This is a genomic window from Streptomyces roseochromogenus subsp. oscitans DS 12.976, from assembly GCF_000497445.1.
Classification (GTDB): Bacteria; Actinomycetota; Actinomycetes; order Streptomycetales; family Streptomycetaceae; genus Streptomyces; species Streptomyces oscitans.
Genome location: NZ_CM002285.1, coordinates 4,201,921 through 4,218,508 on the forward strand (window position 1 = coordinate 4,201,921; position 16,588 = coordinate 4,218,508).

The window sequence follows — 16,588 nt, forward strand, 5'->3', positions numbered from 1 at the left end:
TGTTCCGTTAGGGAAGTTGGGGCGTTCTACTCGGGGGTTGCCTTCGTGACCAGGTCGGTTGGCAGTGCGTGGTGCGTCATTAGCGGCACCAGGCAGGAATCGGCCGTTCCCTCGGCTGCTGGGGCCTCCGCATGAGACTCCGGCGCGGGATCGCGATCGCCGTCGTCGCCGGAGGCGGCGCTGTGACCACGCTGCTGGTCGGACTCGTCACGAACGCCGTGTCCAACAAGTCGCGGTGGCCCGGCTGGCTGGGGTGGTTACAGGAGCACGCCTGGTTCTCGTTCGTCGTGTTGGGCGTGGCAATGGCTGGGCTGACGGCCCTGCTCGCCGGGCTCTCCGAGACGCGGCCTCCCAGCCCGCCAGGGCGACCGGAGGATGGAGCAGGGCCAGGGGCCGCCCAGGTGCTGCGTTCGTTGCCACGCGACACCGCCGCGTTCACCGACCGTGCCGCGGAGCTGGAGCGGCTGGTGGGCTCGGTGCGGGCCTCACAGGAGCGTGGCGAGGGGGTGCCCGTTCACGTGATCGACGGCATGCCCGGCGTCGGGAAGACCACCTTCGCTGTGCACGCCGGCCACCTGCTCTCCGAGCGGTTCCCCGACGGACAGCTCTTCGTGAACCTCAACGGGTACACGCCGGGGCGTACTCCGGTACAGGCCAGCGAGGCGCTCGCCTCGCTTCTCACGGCCGCCGGCGTGCCGACGCAGCAGATTCCCGTCGGTGACGGCGTCGGAGCGGTCACGGAGGCTCGGGCCGCCATGTGGCGGAGCAGGCTCGCGGGCAAGAAGGCGCTGCTGATTCTCGACAACGCGGCCAGCTACCGACAGTTGGAGCCACTGCTCCCCGGTGGGAGCGGGTGTCTGGTGTTGGTGACCAGTCGCAAGCGGCTGGTGGCGAACGAGGAGGTGGTCATGTCGGTGGACGCACTGCCGCCGGATCACGCGGTCGAACTCTTCGTACGGCTCAGTGGGCGGCCGGCCGACGCTCTCGACCGGGATGTGGTGGACGAGTTGGTGCGGCTGTGCGGGTGTCTGCCGCTGGGGGTGTCGCTTCTCGCGGCACGGCTGCGGCACCATCCGTCCTGGACCGCCGAGGACCTGCGCGGGCGGCTGGTGACGGCACAGGACCGCCTGGGAGAGCTGCGCGCCGGGGAACGCGCCGTCACCGCGACGTTCGGTCTCTCCTACCGGGATCTCGCACCGGAACGGCAGCGCTTCTTTCGACAGCTCGGCTTCTTTCCGGGCACCGATCTCGACGCGCACGTCGGTGCGGCACTTGGTGAGGTCTCGGTCGTGGTGGCTCGTCTGCACCTTGAGGCGCTCTACGACGACCACCTGATCGACGAGCACCCGGGGAGTCGCTACCGGCTGCACGATCTCTTGCGCGACTACGCTCGCGGTCTCGCCGCTGAGGGAGACAGCATGGACCACGCACAGGCCGTCCAGCGTGTGTGCACCTACTACCTGGCCGCTCTCGCCGTCGCGAACGAGCACATCGTGCGCAGCGGAGCCGCGGTGCCACCGGCGCCGGACGGTGCCTCGCGGGTGGAGACCCCGGTCCTGGAGTCGCGGACGGATGCCCTGAGCTGGCTGGAGACCGAGCGGGCCACCATCCTGGCCTGCGTCCGTCGGGCGAACGGCCTTGCCCTGTACGCCCTCGTGGCCCGACTCGCCGCAGCCATGGCGCCCTTCCTGCGCCAGGCCGGCCCCTGGGACCAGGCCGTCGCGCTCCATCGGACCGCCGCCGAAGCCGCCCGCCATACCGGCGACCAGCGGGCGCGGGGTGATGCCCTCGCCGAGCTGGGTGTCGTACGCCGTTTCATGGCCGCCTACCCACAGGCGATCGAGGCCCTCAACGACGCCGTGACGGCGTACGAAGCGGTCGACGATCGGCGTGGCAAGGCCGAGGCACTGAACCAGCTCGGCATCGTCTGGTACCTGACCGCGGACAACGAGGACGCGGCCCGCGCCCAGACCGAGGCCCTCGCCCTCTATCGAGAGCTGGGGTACCGGCTCGGGCAGGCGAATGCGCTCGCGGATCTCGGCATGACACACCGGCAGATGAGCCGGTTCGACGCCGCGGTGGAGGCCCAGACCGAGGCCCTGTCGATCTACCGAGAACTCGGTGACCGATACGGAGAGGCGAACTCCCTGCGCGACCTGGGCGTCGTGCACAGCCTCATGGGCGCGTACGACCTGGCCGCGCGGCATCACCAGGAAGCGTTCGACATCTACCTGGAGCTGGACGACCGTGTGCACCAGGCTTACGCGCTGAACGAGTTGGGCGTCGTCCGACGGCTGACCGGAGACATCGAGGCAGCGCGGACGGCACACAGCCAGGCCCTGACGCACTTCACCGAGCTCGGTGAACGGTTCGGCCGCGCGAACAGCATCCGTCACCTTGGCGTCGTGGAGCGTGTGACCGGGGATGCGGCAGAGGCGATCCGGCTTCTGGAGGAGGCCCTGGGCGCCTACCGCGAGCTCGGCAGCCGAGGGGGTGAGGCCGCCTCTCTGAGCGAGCTGGGCGTGGCGCGCGGCATCGTCGGTGAGCGCGACGGCGCGATCGAGGCGTTCCAACGCGGTTTGGAGATCCTGAGGGGCCTGGGCGACCGGTGCGGCGAGGCGGAGGCACTGAGCCACTGGGGGATGCTGCTGCTCACCTCCGATGAACCGACAGCCGCCCGTCGGCACTTTGGTCAGGCGCTCACGCTCGCGCGGGACATCCGCTGCCCGCTGGAGGAGGCGAGGGCGCTGGAGGGCATCGGCCGCTGCGACTGGACGGTTGACGGGCCTGGTCACGGCGTGAGCTCGCTGCGAGCCGCCGTGACCGTGTACCGGCGTTTGGGAGTGAGCGCGGCCGTGGACGACATCGAACGGTTGCTGGTGTCGCGGTCCGGCTGACGCCGACCATGTGGCCGAATTTCCTGTGCCAGGTGGGTGGTTGAGGATGCTACGTTTCCGGCTAATCTGTCGCTTCACCCCCGTCGCACCGTGCCACCTCCGGCACGTACCTCACGAGGAGCGTTGGATGCCGTCACCCACGTCCGTCACCGAGCCACGCACCATCACGCCCGTCGGCCCGGCGTCCGCGGAGCCGACGGCGGCCGGCACCGCCGTCCTGGACCGCGTGACCGCCCGCGTCCGGCAGCGGCTGGAGGCCGAGGAGGGCGCGACGGGCCGGGTCGGTGACGGTGCCCACGCGGCCTCGCTCATCTGGCCCTGGCCGCTGTGAGCACGTCCGCTCGATGACAGAACCCGAAGGCCCCGTTCCTTTCCGGACGTTCATCCTCAAGGTCGCCAACCGCTGCAACATCGACTGCGACTACTGCTTCGTCTTCAACTCCAGGGACCAGGCGGCGCGGCGCCTGCCCGCCCGAATGGACCTCGCTGTGGCCCGGGCTGCGGCCCGGCGGATAGGTGAGCACGCCTCCGCACACCGCCTTCGGGCCATCCACGTCGTCCTGCATGGCGGGGAGCCGCTTCTCGTCGGCGTCGGGCACATGGCCGGTCTGTTCCAGGCCGTCCGGGACAGCGTGCCGGCCGGGACCCGGGTCCTTTTCGAGCTCCAGACCAACGGGACTCTTCTGTCCGATGCGTGGCTGGACCTCTTCGAACGGTACGAGGTTGCGGTCGGCGTCAGCCTCGACGGGCCGCCGCTTGCCAATGACCGGCACCGGCTGACGCACGCCGGGCGGTCGAGCGCCGCCTCCGCCGTGCGCGGCATCGAACTCCTGCGGTCGCGGCCACACCTGTTCGCGGGGCTGCTCGCCGTCGTGGACCTGGCCAACGACCCCGTGGAGGTCCACGACTACCTGGCGGCGTTCGAACCGCCGGTGATCGACTTCGGCCTGCCGCACGCGACCCACGACGACCCGCCGCACCGCTCCGACCCGAGCGTGCCCGAGTACGGGCTGTGGATGAGCAGGGTGTACGACGCCTGGCTCGACCGGCCCGAGTACCGGCACAGCGTCCGGATGCTGGAGGACATCGTGGCCCTCAGCTCTGGCGTGCGCGGCTCGGTGGAGACGCTCGGCCTGGCCCCGCCGACAAGCGTCGTGATCGAGTCCGACGGCTCCATCGAGGCCGTGGACACCCTGCGGTCGGTCGAGGAGGGTGCCACCTGGCTCGGGCTCGACGTCCTCCGCCACTCCTTCGACGAAGCTCTGTCCCATCCAAAGCTGCTGCACCGGCAACACGGCAAGGAAGCGCTCGCCGAGCAGTGCCGCGCCTGCCCACTTGTGGACGTGTGCGGCGGTGGCTACCTCCCACACCGCTTCAGCGAAGCCCAGGGCTACCAGAATCCGTCTGTCTACTGCGCGGACCTGGAGTACCTCATCCGACACGTCCAGGGCTCCCTGCGGCAGCACGGCTGGAACCCGTATGCGCAGGCCGCCTCGTCGCCGTAGACGCGTGTGCCGTACCGCCAGGAGGGGATCACGCGTTGGAACGAACGAGTGCAGCAGCGACCGAAGCAATCGAGGAAGGACAGGAGGCGCCGATGACCGTGACGATCCGTCCCGCGGAGAAGCGGGACGTCCCGGCCGTGGCCGAACTGATCGAGGAGATCGAGCGGTTCTACGGGGCGACCGACACAGATATCCAGCCGATCGAGGAGCGCCGCCTCCAGGTGGAAGAAGCCCTCTTCGGCGTGCCACCGCTGGCTTCCGCCCTGCTCGTCGAGGACGAGACCGGGGACATTTTGGGCCTCGCCGCCTATTCCTTCCTCTGGCCGGCCGCCGGTTCCTCGCACTCCCTGTTCCTGAAGGAGCTCTACGTCCGCGACACCCTGCGTCGGCAGGGCATCGGTGCTCGCCTCATGGACGAACTCCGCGCCTTGGCCGCCGCGCGCCCCGGGTGCAGCCGGGTGGAATGGATGGCTGACCGCGACAACCCAGGCGCACGGGCCTTCTACGAGTCGCGCGGGTTCACCGAGTCCGAAGGGAAGATCGTCTACCGGGTCGACTCCGGCACGGCGTGAGGGTGGTACGAGGCCAGTGGAAGTAGAGCGCTGCGACGAGTGCGGCGGCAAGATAGTCATCGGGCTCGGATGCGAGTGTCCGCCGGGCTCGTCGGCGTCGGCGCCCCCGCGTTCGGTAGGCACGTTCGTGAAGAGGAGGTGGCGTACTCACCCGGATGACACGATCCTGATCTCCCCGACGCAGTGCGCGCACAGGCCCGGCTGGTGCGACCACATGACCGAGGACGATGTACGACCCCCGCGGTGGGGGTGGATCCCGAATCCTCCACCTGGGCTCTGGGAGCGGTTGAGCAGTGCTTCTCCGGCGACCGCCACCGCGGGCAATCCGAGGCGACGGGCTGTGCGGCGGTGCACCGACTGTTAGGCGAACCTCGCGCAGGGCTGACCACCGTGCTCCGACGCCGCGCTGTTCTCGTTTCGGTGGGCGCGGCCGCACCTGCCAACGGCCACGCCCGCCTGCGTCGGGATCAGTAGGCGATGACGAGCCGCACGGAGGGCCGGTCGATCACGGCTCCGTCGGCGAGGTCGCTGTCCGGTGTGTCCGCGGGGTAGGCCGTTACCAGGGGTTCGGCGGTTCGGGCCGGGCTCCAGGCGCGGATCTGCGCGCAGATCCGCTCGGCGAGATCGGCGCCGGCGGGGCCGTAGCCGACGGCTCCGAGCCGGAACCGGGGTTCTGCCCCCGGGTCTTCGGCGGTCCGCTCCAGAGTGAGGTATGCGATGGAGTCCCCCTCGACGAGGGCGGGGCTCAGCGCGGGTGAGGCGGGCCGGTGGAGGCCGGCCTCCACCGCTGCGGGCTTCGCGGTGATGCGGCAGGTCACTCGCTCGGTGGCGCTCAACCGCAGCCAGACGCCGTCGAACGACTCGACGGGGCCGACCGTCACATCGGTCCAGACGACCGACTTCGGTCGGGTGAGCGCGTCGCGAAGAAGTTCCGGGGCGATGGACTGGTCCTCGTCCCAGTAGAGCCTGACGAGCCGGTCGTCGTCGATGTAATCGTTCCGCTCTCCGTCCTGGCCGATCACCGGGAGGAAGCCGCACATCTTGACGGAGTCGGACCGCATCCGCCCCTCCTCGCGTTGGAAGGCCACGGCCCTGGAGAGCCCGCGCCATCGCAGCGGGACCACGAGGCGTCCGCCGACGGCGAGCTGGTCCCACCAGGCGCCGGGGAGGTCCCACATGCCAACCGTGGCGATCATTCGGTCGTACGGGCTGAACTCCGGGGCGCCGAGGGCGCCGTCCCTCGTGACGACGCGAACGTCTTCGTATCCGTTCGCGTCCAGCGTCCGGCGGGCGTAGGCGGTCACGTCGGGGTCGATGTCGCATGTGGTGACCTGTCCGGACTTCCCGGTGAGGTGCTTGAGCAGGGCGGCGTTGTAGCCGGTGCCGGCCCCGATCTCGAAGACGTTGTCGCCTTCGCGGACAGCGAGCTGGACCAGCATGAAGTGCACGATGTCGGGCTGGGAGGCGCAGCTCAGCGGGAGTGCGTCCTCGTCGGGGTTCTCCTTGATCGTCACGCTCTTGTTGGCGTACGCCTCCTCGATGGGTGCGTCGGGGAGGAAGGCGTGGCGGGGTACGGTCCGCATGGTGCTTTCGACGTGTGCGTCGCGGAGGCCGGAGAGGTCCTCTTTCAGGATGGCGTCGACCAGGCGGTTGCGCAGGTCCTCGGGGGAGGCGCCAGTGGTGGTGTTCATCGCGTCCTTTCGGAAGGTGCCCGGCTGTGCGTACGACAGGGGTAGATCGTTCTCATTTGTTCTGGTGTGCGGATGCGGTTCGCGGCGTCACCCTGTCAGGAGCAGGCAGCGGTCCCAGGGGGCGGTGATCGCCGTGTTGACGGGGTCGGTGAGACGGACCAGGTGGATGCCTGCCGTGCCGTCCATCAGGCCGGCGCCGTCCGGTAGTCCGTGGTGGTCCAGGTGCTTGTTGAGCCGGACGTTCAGGCGGCGTAGATGCGACGCGAGTTCGTCGTCGAGGGCGTCGGCAGCGGCACGGGAGACGGTCTGTATGAGCCCCGCCCAGCCGTGGCAAAGGGATGCGTCGGTGAGCTGGGCGAGCTGTTGGTCGTCGGCCAGGCATCCGGCCAGGGCCTGCTCGGCTTGGCGTTGCCGGTCACGGTCGCCGAGGGCAATGCCGGCGAGTTGCTGGGCGCGGGCGATGCCGGGGGTGCCGTAGCACCAGGACGGGCGTCTCGGTCCTGGGCGCTGGAGTTCGCCGCGTCGGTGTTCGGCTCGGGTGATCAGGTCCGGCCACCAGGCGCGCGAGCCGGTGCCGTTGCGCCACCGGTCGAGCCAGTCGCAGATCTGGGTGATGGCTTGCGTCTGTCCGGGCACCGTCTTGCCGTGTCGCAGGGCCGTGGCCAGCAGCGCCAGCGGTCCGGTGATGCCGTGGGCGAGGCCGAAGTTGCCGTGTCCGCCGGGCCATCGCGGCGTCGGTCGCAGATCGGGGCTGTCTCCCGTCCACCAGCCGGGCAGACGTTGCGCTTCGAAGGTGATCGGTTCCGTCAGCCGCACCAGATAGGCGAGGACGTCCTGAAGTTCCGTCTTGTGGCCACGGTGCAGGTGGTACACGCCCAGCCCGGTCAGTCCGCTGATGAGGTCGAACTCGCCCAGGGTGGGCAACGCGCCGCGATCGATGCGGGCATATGCACGCTTGAGTCGTTGGCGTGTGACGTCGGCGATGTGTGTGTCCAGGGTCGCCAGGGCGCGAGTAGCGGTGTTCGTGTGCGTGAAGCTGAGGACGTACGCGACGGCCGGGGCACCCTCGTACAGACCGCATGCTTCGGCGGCGGCCTGGATCGGGCCCTTGAGCATGGCGGCGGCCCACGGCCGGAGCGCGTCCCGGTCGTCTTCACCGGTGTGCGCCCTGACTGCGTGCAGCAGCGCGACTCCCGCCGCGCCGGAGTGCAGCGACTGCCCCCAGCCGGGCCCGGTGGGTGTGGGTGGCGCGTCGTAGTTCATCAGCGGCTCTCCCCCGGCCAGGCGGCCCATGCGACGGCGGACTGACGGGCAAGGCGGCGGCAGATCCTCTCGTCCTCCCGGTCCAGGCCACGCAGGCGGTTGTCGTGCATGTGCAGCAAGGATTCCAGGACGGAGTCGAGGTCCATGCTCTCGGCGAGGCCCTCGCGATACAGCGCCAGGGCCACGGCGCGACGGTGCCACGCTTGGGCGAGCTCTTCGCCCCAGCCCCGGGCACGAGGCGTAGCGCGGCGAACGAGTTCGATGGCCTGGTCGCTGATGCCTCGCTCGACGCGAGCCGGAGCTGCGGGGCGGTTCGCCAGCCACCGCATTCCCTCGTCGGGGCCGAGTAAGCCGCAGGCGATGTCCACCATGCCGACCGCGGCCAGCGCGCGTCCGTCGACGCCGTCGACTCCGGGGCCCTGCAGGGCAGCGAGGGCGTAGGCCGAGTCGGCCGTGAACACCGCCTCAGCACAGCGTAGGGCGGCGCCTGGGCCGTAGCGGCCGATCTCCGGGGTGTATGTGTCGAACACGAGCCTGCTGCTGAGCCCCTAGCGGCGCAGCCCGGCGGCCCATCCGGCGACGAGCTCGGCGCAGGCGGCGTACTGTCCGGGACTGCGGGTGCGGATGCGCAAGCGGACGTGGTCGAGGTCGTGCGGGGTGCGGTAGCGGACGAACCACCACTCGGGTGTACCTGGGAGTTGGGCCACGAGCCGCCCGAGGTGAGTGCCGATCAGCTCCTCGAACTGTTCGGGATGGCTGTAGATCTTGGCGTTCAGCCAGGGTGCCTGCACCGCCCCCGGTACGGGTCCGAGGGTGCTGTTGGTGAGCACGGGGAGGAAGCCGGAGAGCGGGTCGGGTATCGGCGGGCGGGTGCTGGTCATCGGCAGGGCGATCTCGTGGACGTGGCCGCCAATCCAGCCGTAGGTCTCCTCGGCCGGCGCTTCCGTGAGCACGGCATGACCTTCCCGGTCCAGGTGGGCGCGCAGGACGGTGGCGTGGGCGGGCACGTCGAGTTGGAGCCGACGTGTCCGGTCGTCCTCCCGCAGCTCGACGGCACCGTAGCAGTGCCACAACTTCCGCCACCGGCCGAGGGCGTCCGACCACTCCCGCATGTCCGCACCGTAGCTTGGAAGGTCGTCAGCAGTCAGGTTCCAGCGGCTGGGAGAGAGAATCACGCGCCCGTAGCGGACGCGCGGCAGGAACGGCAGCCGTGCGCCGTGCGGCCCCCAGTCGAAGCCGCTCCAGGCAGGGCCGAAGGAGCGGGTCAGGTGCGCCAGGAACCTGGCCAGGGGAGGGGGTTGCTTGTCCAGGGCCATAGCGTGGAAGACCTGCGGGTCCACCAGGCGACGGCGGGAGATGCTGACCAGGTACAGGCGGGTGTGCGTGGCCGTGACCGCGAGGTCGTCGACGTCGATGAGCGTCGTCGAGGTGTCGTCGGGGCCGTGGTGCTCGCCCAACGGGATCACGTGTGGAAGATAAGCGGGGATGCGGGCGACGTTCTCCGTGCGCGGGTAGAGCGGCGGGAAGGACAGCTGCGCGGTCAGCGCGTTCTCGACGCCCGTGGGAACCTGGCGGTAGATCTCGTCGAGTCCCGTGCCGGTGGCGACCGGAGTGAACCGGGAGGTGAGCGTGCCCGCGGCGCGGGCCGGTGTCACCGTGAGCGTGAAGTCCCCGCGTTCCAGGGCGGACAGGCTGTCGGCGTGAAGACGCGCGCACATCTCCACGTGGGGTGGTGCCTCCTGCCCGGTCGGCGCATCGCCGGCCAGGCGGTCGATCAGGTCGTCGGTGAGGACGATCTCCCTGCTGCCGTCAGCCAGTGCCTGCCAGGCCAGGGCCAGCAGCCGCTCGTCCCGCTCGGAGACTGTCGGGGGCGGTGCGGTCATGCGACTGCCGGGGTACTCGGCCGGATAGCCGAGCCCGGACGCCGGGTCGACGACCTCCTTCACCGGCACGAGCGTGCCGGTGCCATACCGTTCCCAGAACGCGACCTGGTACTCCTTCCACACACCCTGGCCCGCCGGTCGGCGCGTGAGCCGCAGTAGAGCATCGGCAGCCCTCTCCATCTCCTGCGCGACGCTCTCGGGGATCCGTACCTCGGCGTCCAGCCTCAGGTCGACGGCCAAGGGACTTCGACCCGCCTCGGAGAGCCCACGCAGTCGACCCGTGAGTTCCTCCCGAGCCAGCCCTTGCGCGCTCGCCGGGCGCCGGTTGTGCCCGTGTACGGCGCGTTGCACAGCTTCCAGTTCGTGCAAAACCTGCGCGACCTGCGGCACAGTGCCCGCGTCCGCGCCGTGCAGCCGGTCAATCAGGTGGGACAGCGGATCGGTGTTGGTCATCGGCGCGCGCAAACTGGTGATCAGGAATTTCTCGCGCACCAACGCGCCGAGCAGTGTGCGGATGTTCTGCGGCTCGGTTCGGGGGAAGGAGGCGGCCAACTGCTCGGCGAGGGCGGCGAAGCGGACCGGCCCGCCCGCGAGGCGCTCGATCACGCGTACCGCACTCGTGCGCCGGACGGTGGCCCCCATCGGTCCGCCGTGCGGGACATGCAGCCGCCCGCCGCGGCGCGTCGCCAGGTTGTTGAGGACGACATCCAGGCGCTCCAGCAGGGCCGGACACGCCTCCAGGCGGACGATGACGTTGTCCAGCCACTCGGTATCCACCCGCGCCACGGCCTGGTGTGTGTCGCCCCACCTCACGTGTGGCGTCGAACCCACGCTGGCCGCAGTGACTCCTGCGAAGAGGCCGAACGGGGTCGGTCGCCCGGTGGCGCGCAACAAGTAGCGGACGGTGGCCATGGCGGCGCGCCGGACCTGCTTGGAGCGTGTCCTCTGCCCGGTGCAGATCGCGTCGACCCGCGTGGCGAGATCGCCGCTGGCCTGCCGGACGGCGTCGGCGAACCGCGCATCGGCCCACACCTGCTTCAGCCACCTGCCGCACGCCTCTGTGTCGGACGGGTCAGGCCACCATGTCGGCAGACCCGTCAGTGGCATCGCGGCGGCCCGGAGCAGCGCCGCGCCTGTGTGCTGGTAGAGCTTTCCGTCGCTTCCCATGCCAATGCCTCCGCCGTCAGTGCTGTGAACGAGCGGGGTCGGGGGCGGCAGCGCCCCCGACCCCGTGCACGGGCCGTCGTCAGACGGCGCTGGCGCAGGACGAGGCGCAGGAGGCCGCGCACCCGTCACCGGTGCCGCACGCCTTGGGGAGCAGGTCGGCGCCGATCTCCGTGACGATGGTCAGGTCGATGTCGAACGGGTCGGCGGGCGCCTCGGGGGCGGCCGTCGCAGCGGACGCCCCGGTGGTGGCCGTCGTGATCGGGCTGAGCATGGTTGCGGTCATCGCACTTCCTCTTCTGTCGGAAGGTTCCGAAGGGTTCGTCGTGCTGCCCTGCCCGCGTATGGATTGCCGCGGGGCCGGGCTTCTGCGTTCGCACCTTGGGTGCGGCCCCTCTCCGGTTGACCAAATTCCGTGGGGGACATGGATTCGGAGCATCCGGAGAGGGGGGTCGAGGACACGGGCCGGGGCTACCGGGACTGGCCCGCGTAGAGCGTGGTCAAGGTTGTGCCGGTCACCAGGACGGGCAGGAACAGCACCTGGAAGGTGCCGAAGCCGAACCGTCCGACGTACGTGGCCGGATGCCGCAGCACCCATCCGACCTGGTCGAGCAGCTGCAGGAGCGACCGTTGCCGCATCCGGGCCATCACGCCGCCGACCGCCGTGCGACCGTGGCGCCGGCGGCATCGACGACCGCCCACGGGGTCGTGATCAGCGCTCCGGTCCGAGCCTGCCAGGCAGCGAGGTTCGCCCTGTCCCCCTCCAGATGCCCCAGCATCACGAGCAGAGGGGTGACGATCCCGGCCGCCTTCCCCTGCTCGACTGCGGCCAGAGCGTTGTGCCAGCCCTCGCACAGGGCGCGGCTCTCGAACGGTGCCGCCCGGTCCACGTGCGTCTCGACCGCCTCCCAGCCGGCATCGGCCACGTACCGCCGTGCGCTGGCCACGCTGTGGTCGGCGGCCTCACCGAGTGACGCGGGCAGACAGGCGTACAACACCAGGCGCGTGCCCGGGGGCACCTCGTGTGGTGCGGTCTGCCTCGCACTGCTGCTCATTCCGCGTTACCTCCAGCCAGGTGAGCCGAGACGCCAAGGGTCCGGCGCCTCGACGAAGAGCCTCGTCGGGGGCAGTCGGCGGCGGTACGCCGTCAGCACGCCGTTTGTCCGCCGTCCGGCGGCGCGCGAGGAGGCGGAGGCGCGGCGTACCGCCGCGGCTCACGCGAGACGAGGCTGATCGGTCCAGTGCCAAGCGGAAACGAGAAGCGGCGATGGACGCGGTGGACGAAGAGCGCCTCTGCAGGCGGACGCCAGTACGGCGTCATTGGGTGAAGCTGGCCGATTGCACCGAGCCTTCGGGCCTCGCGCGCAGACACGTACGAGAGTTCCTCGACGGGCGAGCCGCGCCGGAGCGGGTCGACGACGCCGTTCTGATCGCCTCGGAGCTCGTGGGCAACGCGCTCAGGCACACAGCCGGCGGACCGGACTGCATGTGTGTGGAGGTCTACCGGAACGTGGCGGTACTGCGAGTCCATGACGCGGGACGGGACGTCTCCAGGGTCCAGGCGCGCTCTCCGGAGGAGTCGGTGGATCAGCTGACGGGCAATGGCCTCGGACTGCTGCTCGTCGGGGAGTTGGCCTCCGCGTGGTCGGTCCGGCCGACCGCGATCGGCAAGGAAGTGGTCGTAATTCTCGCCCTGGACGCCGGTGGGCTACCCGAGCGTGACGCTCTTCCGCACATCCCAACGGTACGTCCGCCCCTCACGGCGGAGCTCCACCAACTGGACGGCGGACACGGAGAGTTCGACAGCCGGAAGAGCGCGAAGCCCTGAGACCGTCTCTACAACGGGCGCGGCGGGGCGCCGGCGGTTGTTGTACGCGAGGCTCAGGTGCGGCCGGAATGCGGACGTCGGCTTCTTCGGGGCCAGACCGACGCTGCTCCCTGTCTTGGCCAGCGCGTGGTGCAGCCGGAGCAGGGGTTCCCAGGGGCCGAGGGACAGGCGGACGGCGCCTCGGGAGCCGGCCAGCGGCATGGCGTGTACGGAGAACGCGGAGGGCAGCAGCGCTTCGGCGTCCCGCGCCAGGCTGTCCAGCTGGCCCGGGGTGACGACGTCTGGCGTTCCCACTCGGGCGAGGGTGATGTGCAGTCCGTCCGTCGGCACCGGGTCGAGGCCGAGGGGTGTCAGCTCCTCCTGGCAGTGCCCGGCGAGAGTCGCGAGCCGCTGATCATCCGGGAAGGTCAGCATCCAGTAGTACGCCCGGCTGCCGTCCGACCAGCCGGGGCGTGCCCAGTGGTCGGTCATCTCGTCGAGTGCGCTGAACGCCGCCCAGTCGTGGGCCGCGGTGACCGCCGGATCGTGCGTGTCGGCGGGGGGCTCGGCGGGGAACGCGGCGGGATCGACGCTGAGCAGGGGCACCCGACGTACTCCTTCGGCTTCACACTGCCCCGGAGTACGACGACACCGACGGCGCCTACGACGCGGATGACGCCATGGCCAGGGCCGCTGGCTGCGAGCTCCAGGTCCGGAACTCGTCGCCATAATCGCGTACCGCCGGGTGATCACGCCACGGCCCGGCCTGTTCGTGCAGGTCACGGGAGCGTTGGTAGACGGAGCTGATCGGTGTGTCTCCGCACAGCCGCAGGGCCTCACGGCCCAGCGCCATCGCGTGGTCGACGTCGGGCGTGCGCTGCTGCAGCAGCGCGGCGGCGACGTCGAGGCGTACTAGCGATCGGCTCCAGGAGGAGGCCGAGTGCTCCACCAGATCGTCGATGAGCTCGGCGTCGCGCAGTACCTGGGCCGTGTTGCGCAGCGCCACGTGTGACGTGACGGCGTTGGCCAGCGTCCGCGCCCGCCCGTACGGCTCGAAGGAGATGCAGGAGGTCAGCCCGACGGGTACCTCGTGGAGGTCGGAGAGGCGTAGTGCCTGTCCGATGGCCTGCTCGACGGCACGCCGGTCGCCGGTCTTGCCGAGGGCCCGGGCCCGGCCGTTGGCGAGCAGGCGGATGCACTGGGCGTGGCGCGGGGCTCGCTCGACGGCCGCGGCCGCGCAGGCGTCCGCCTCGTCGTACCGGCCGGCGTAGTAGAGGCTGAAGGAGAGGGTTCCGCACGCCCAGAGGTCGGTGTCCAGGTCGCCGATCTCACGGCTGAGATCCCGGGCTTCGGTGCAGTACGCCGCCGAGAGCGCGAAGTCGCCTGTGTTCACCGCCATGTAGCCGAGCAGGCCGGAGGCGCGGGCGGCGAGGCGGAAGAGCTCCCGGCGCGTGCGTGGGGGCTGGCGGCCGTCGAGGAGGGTGTGGGCGAGCTGCCGTACCTGGCGGGCCTGGGGGCGGAGGACGTACGGCCCGTCCTGTTCGTACCGGCTGGCGATGCCCTCCAGCGAGGAGTCGAGGAAGGCGAGCATCGCGTCGTCGGCGTTGCTGGCCGTGAGCTGCCGGGTCCGGGTGACGATGTCCAGTGGGTTCTCGTCGTCCTCCCGTGGCGGAGGCGCACTCGTCGCCTGCTGGCCCGTGCTCGACTCCTCGTCGCGGTCGTGCGCGGAATCGCCGTCGTACGCCGTGGAGAACAGCTCGGACACGGGTCTGCCCAGCATGTGCTCCAGAACTCGGCAGGCGTCAGGACGGGGCAGAGTCAGCAACTCCCCGCCGTACCAGCGGTCGAACTGGCGTGGAGAGACCTGGAGGGACGCCAGGCGGGGGTCTCGGTCGAGTTCCGCCAGCCGGGCGGCGGCCCGCTCGTACTGGCCAGCGAAAGCCTCGTGCGTCGTCAGGTGCCGTTGCTGGAGCAGCTGCCGGAGCAGCGTTGTCCGTGGCATGGCCCACCCTCCTGGTGCGGCGTGCAGGACCGACGCGGAGGCGCGTGCCGGCAGCGAGGTCGTGGCCTGCTCGCCCATCGGTCGGCTGCGGCGCATGCCCGTACGAACGCGCGCCGTGACTCCTGACAGCATGCCGACGCAACCACCAACTAGGCAATATGTCTGGTGAAGTTGACCCGTATGGGTTGTAGAGGTGTCGCCGGTATGGAGAGACTTCCGGCATGGCCTTGAAGAGAAGCCTGGTCCCGCAGTCGGTGTACCGGCGACAGCTCGCGGCACGGCTGAAGGAACTGCGTGACGCGACCGGGCTCACCCTCACCGAGGTTGCCGACCAACTGGAAGTCAACCAGGGGTCGCTGAGCCGGATCGAGAACGGCGAACGCGGCACGACGCCGGTCCTCGTCCGGGCACTGCTGGACCTTTACGGCGTCAAGGACGAGGACCGGCGCGCCGACGTGCTCGACCTCGTGCGAGCGGACAAGGAGCAGCAGAAGCCCTGGTGGCGGAAGTATTCGACAGTGCTCACGCCGACCCGCTATGACGGGTACCTCGCGCTGGAGGCCGGCGCGACGCACCTCGCCAGCTATCAGCCGATGCTCGTGCCGGGGCTGCTGCAGACCGAGGACTACGCGCGTGCCGTGATCTCCCAGATGAGGAAGGACCTGTCCCCGCCGCAGGTCGAGTCCCTGGTCAGGGTCCGCATGGAGCGGCAGAACAGCCGCTTGGGTGGTGAGGCCCCCGCCAGACTCTGGGCGATCCTCGACGAAGCCGTGCTGCGCAGGACGGTCGGCTCTGTTGAAGTGATGCGCGACCAGATGCGGAAGCTGGTGGAGGCGAGCGAGCGGTCGAACGTCACCGTGCAGCTGCTGCCGTTCTCGCTCGGCGCGCATCCCGGGCTGTACGGCCCGTTCGTCATCCTGACCTTCCCGCCCCCCACGCCGGACCTGGTGTGGCTGGAGAATCCCAAGAACTCCGTGTATCTCGAGTCCCCAGAGGACGTGGAGAACTACACGGACATCTTCGACCAGTTGAGGAGCACCGCCCTCGACCCGTCGGAGACCCGCACCCTCATCGCGCGCATCAGCAAGGAGCTCGAAGAGTGAGCACGCCCAGCACGTCCGCCCCGCACGATGTCACGACAGCTCCGCACGACGCCGATCTTGCTCACGCGCGGTGGCGGAAGAGCTCGTACAGCGGGGGTGCGAACGACTGTGTGGAAGTTGCTGCACTGGGCGACCGCGCCGCAGTGCGCGATTCCAAGGACATCAGCCGTGGGCCGTTGCTCTTCTCGAAGGCGGCGATGCGCGCGCTGGTCAGCGGGATCGCCTGCGGGTCAGTCAGTGAGCGTTGGAGCTGAAAAGAGGGCTGAGGCGCGAGGACATCCCAGGCAGAGCTGGCTCCACACGGCCTTCGCCCGGCGGGCGCTGTCGGCCTCGACGCAGCTGCGGAGCCAAAGGAGCCCGGTTCGCTTCGAGCCCTCACAGTTCGCCCGCGGTGCCCTATGGGCGGTGAGGCTGTCGGCGACCGCACCCTCGAACGCGGCCCGCAGCGAAGGCCGCGCCCCGGTACCGGCTCGCCGCAGTGGCGGTGAGCACGGTGGGCGAAGCGGATACGACCGTGACGGGGCCGGCCATAGTGGGGCCGCCTACGTCCGCGAGAAGCAGGTCGGCGGTGTCGATCTGCTGGCGGATCGTCGGGGTCATGGCGTGACCTCCTCCGGCTTACGCACCGTCTGCGCTACGGCCTCAATGTCGTTCACGAACCGGTGGGGTCCGGCACCGACGTGCCCGACGGATGGACGCCC

The 16,588-nt window shown here is 70.2% G+C and carries 14 protein-coding genes and 1 pseudogene; 7 read left to right on the forward strand and 8 right to left on the reverse strand.

What is annotated here, in order from left to right; genetic code table 11:
- Positions 1-131: 131 nt before the first annotated feature.
- The 4 genes from haaT (at position 132) to haaN (ending at position 4,974) form a co-directional block, all read left to right on the forward strand.
- Positions 132-2,897 carry a cyclophane-containing RiPP biosynthesis TPR protein HaaT gene (gene haaT, locus M878_RS67895; protein ID WP_023547802.1) on the forward strand — a complete coding sequence of 922 codons (2,766 nt, stop codon included), beginning with the start codon at positions 132-134 and terminating at the stop codon, positions 2,895-2,897.
- Between the two features lie 127 nt (positions 2,898-3,024).
- Positions 3,025-3,228, forward strand: coding sequence for a HaaA family cyclophane-containing RiPP peptide (gene haaA, locus M878_RS67900; RefSeq protein ID WP_023547803.1), 204 nt, complete (start codon positions 3,025-3,027; stop codon positions 3,226-3,228).
- A 13-nt stretch (positions 3,229-3,241) separates the two neighbouring features.
- On the forward strand, positions 3,242-4,402 hold the full coding sequence (locus tag M878_RS67905) for an FxsB family cyclophane-forming radical SAM/SPASM peptide maturase (protein WP_023547804.1): 1,161 nt from the start codon (positions 3,242-3,244) through the stop codon (positions 4,400-4,402).
- Between the two features lie 92 nt (positions 4,403-4,494).
- On the forward strand, positions 4,495-4,974 hold the full coding sequence (gene haaN / locus M878_RS67910; protein WP_023547805.1) for a cyclophane-containing RiPP N-acetyltransferase HaaN: 480 nt from the start codon (positions 4,495-4,497) through the stop codon (positions 4,972-4,974).
- A gap of 467 nt (positions 4,975-5,441) precedes the next feature.
- On the opposite strand, the gene fxlM is transcribed toward haaN, so the two are convergent.
- The 6 genes and pseudogenes from fxlM to M878_RS99955 form a co-directional block, all read right to left on the reverse strand.
- A complete protein-coding gene (gene fxlM, locus M878_RS67915; RefSeq protein ID WP_023547806.1) occupies positions 5,442-6,665 on the reverse strand; it encodes a methyltransferase, FxLD system in 1,224 nt (407 codons plus the stop codon).
- Between the two features lie 87 nt (positions 6,666-6,752).
- Positions 6,753-7,928, reverse strand: coding sequence for a lanthionine synthetase C family protein (locus M878_RS67920; RefSeq protein WP_063750654.1), 1,176 nt, complete (start codon positions 7,926-7,928; stop codon positions 6,753-6,755).
- Positions 7,928-10,978: pseudogene (locus M878_RS67925) on the reverse strand (lantibiotic dehydratase). Before M878_RS67925 ends, M878_RS67920 begins: the two are co-directional and overlap by 1 nt.
- Positions 10,979-11,057: 79 nt before the next feature.
- Positions 11,058-11,261 carry an FxLD family lanthipeptide gene (gene fxlA / locus M878_RS67930; protein ID WP_023547810.1) on the reverse strand — a complete coding sequence of 68 codons (204 nt, stop codon included), beginning with the start codon at positions 11,259-11,261 and terminating at the stop codon, positions 11,058-11,060.
- A gap of 185 nt (positions 11,262-11,446) precedes the next feature.
- Positions 11,447-11,614 (reverse strand): hypothetical protein, encoded by a 168-nt coding sequence (locus M878_RS97535; protein ID WP_023547811.1) that lies wholly within the window; start codon positions 11,612-11,614, stop codon positions 11,447-11,449.
- Between the two features lie 8 nt (positions 11,615-11,622).
- Positions 11,623-12,030 (reverse strand): hypothetical protein, encoded by a 408-nt coding sequence (locus M878_RS99955; RefSeq protein ID WP_245238125.1) that lies wholly within the window; start codon positions 12,028-12,030, stop codon positions 11,623-11,625.
- Positions 12,031-12,242: 212 nt separating this feature from the next.
- Between M878_RS99955 and M878_RS99960 the strand changes: the two genes are divergently transcribed.
- Positions 12,243-12,803 (forward strand): ATP-binding protein, encoded by a 561-nt coding sequence (locus tag M878_RS99960; protein WP_245238128.1) that lies wholly within the window; start codon positions 12,243-12,245, stop codon positions 12,801-12,803.
- Here the strand turns inward: M878_RS99960 and M878_RS67935 are convergent.
- Positions 12,684-13,388 (reverse strand): 2'-5' RNA ligase family protein, encoded by a 705-nt coding sequence (locus tag M878_RS67935; protein ID WP_023547813.1) that lies wholly within the window; start codon positions 13,386-13,388, stop codon positions 12,684-12,686. The genes M878_RS99960 and M878_RS67935 overlap by 120 nt on opposite strands.
- A gap of 55 nt (positions 13,389-13,443) precedes the next feature.
- Positions 13,444-14,784 carry an NsdA family TPR-like regulatory protein gene (locus M878_RS97540; protein ID WP_031225205.1) on the reverse strand — a complete coding sequence of 447 codons (1,341 nt, stop codon included), beginning with the start codon at positions 14,782-14,784 and terminating at the stop codon, positions 13,444-13,446.
- Positions 14,785-15,005: 221 nt separating this feature from the next.
- Between M878_RS97540 and M878_RS67945 the strand changes: the two genes are divergently transcribed.
- Both M878_RS67945 and M878_RS67950 read left to right on the forward strand, forming a co-directional pair.
- Entirely contained in the window at positions 15,006-15,887 is an 882-nt protein-coding gene (locus M878_RS67945; RefSeq protein WP_023547815.1) for a helix-turn-helix domain-containing protein, read from the forward strand.
- Positions 15,884-16,141 (forward strand): DUF397 domain-containing protein, encoded by a 258-nt coding sequence (locus tag M878_RS67950; protein ID WP_023547816.1) that lies wholly within the window; start codon positions 15,884-15,886, stop codon positions 16,139-16,141. The genes M878_RS67945 and M878_RS67950 overlap by 4 nt, the downstream gene beginning before the upstream one ends.
- Positions 16,142-16,588: the final 447 nt, after the last annotated feature.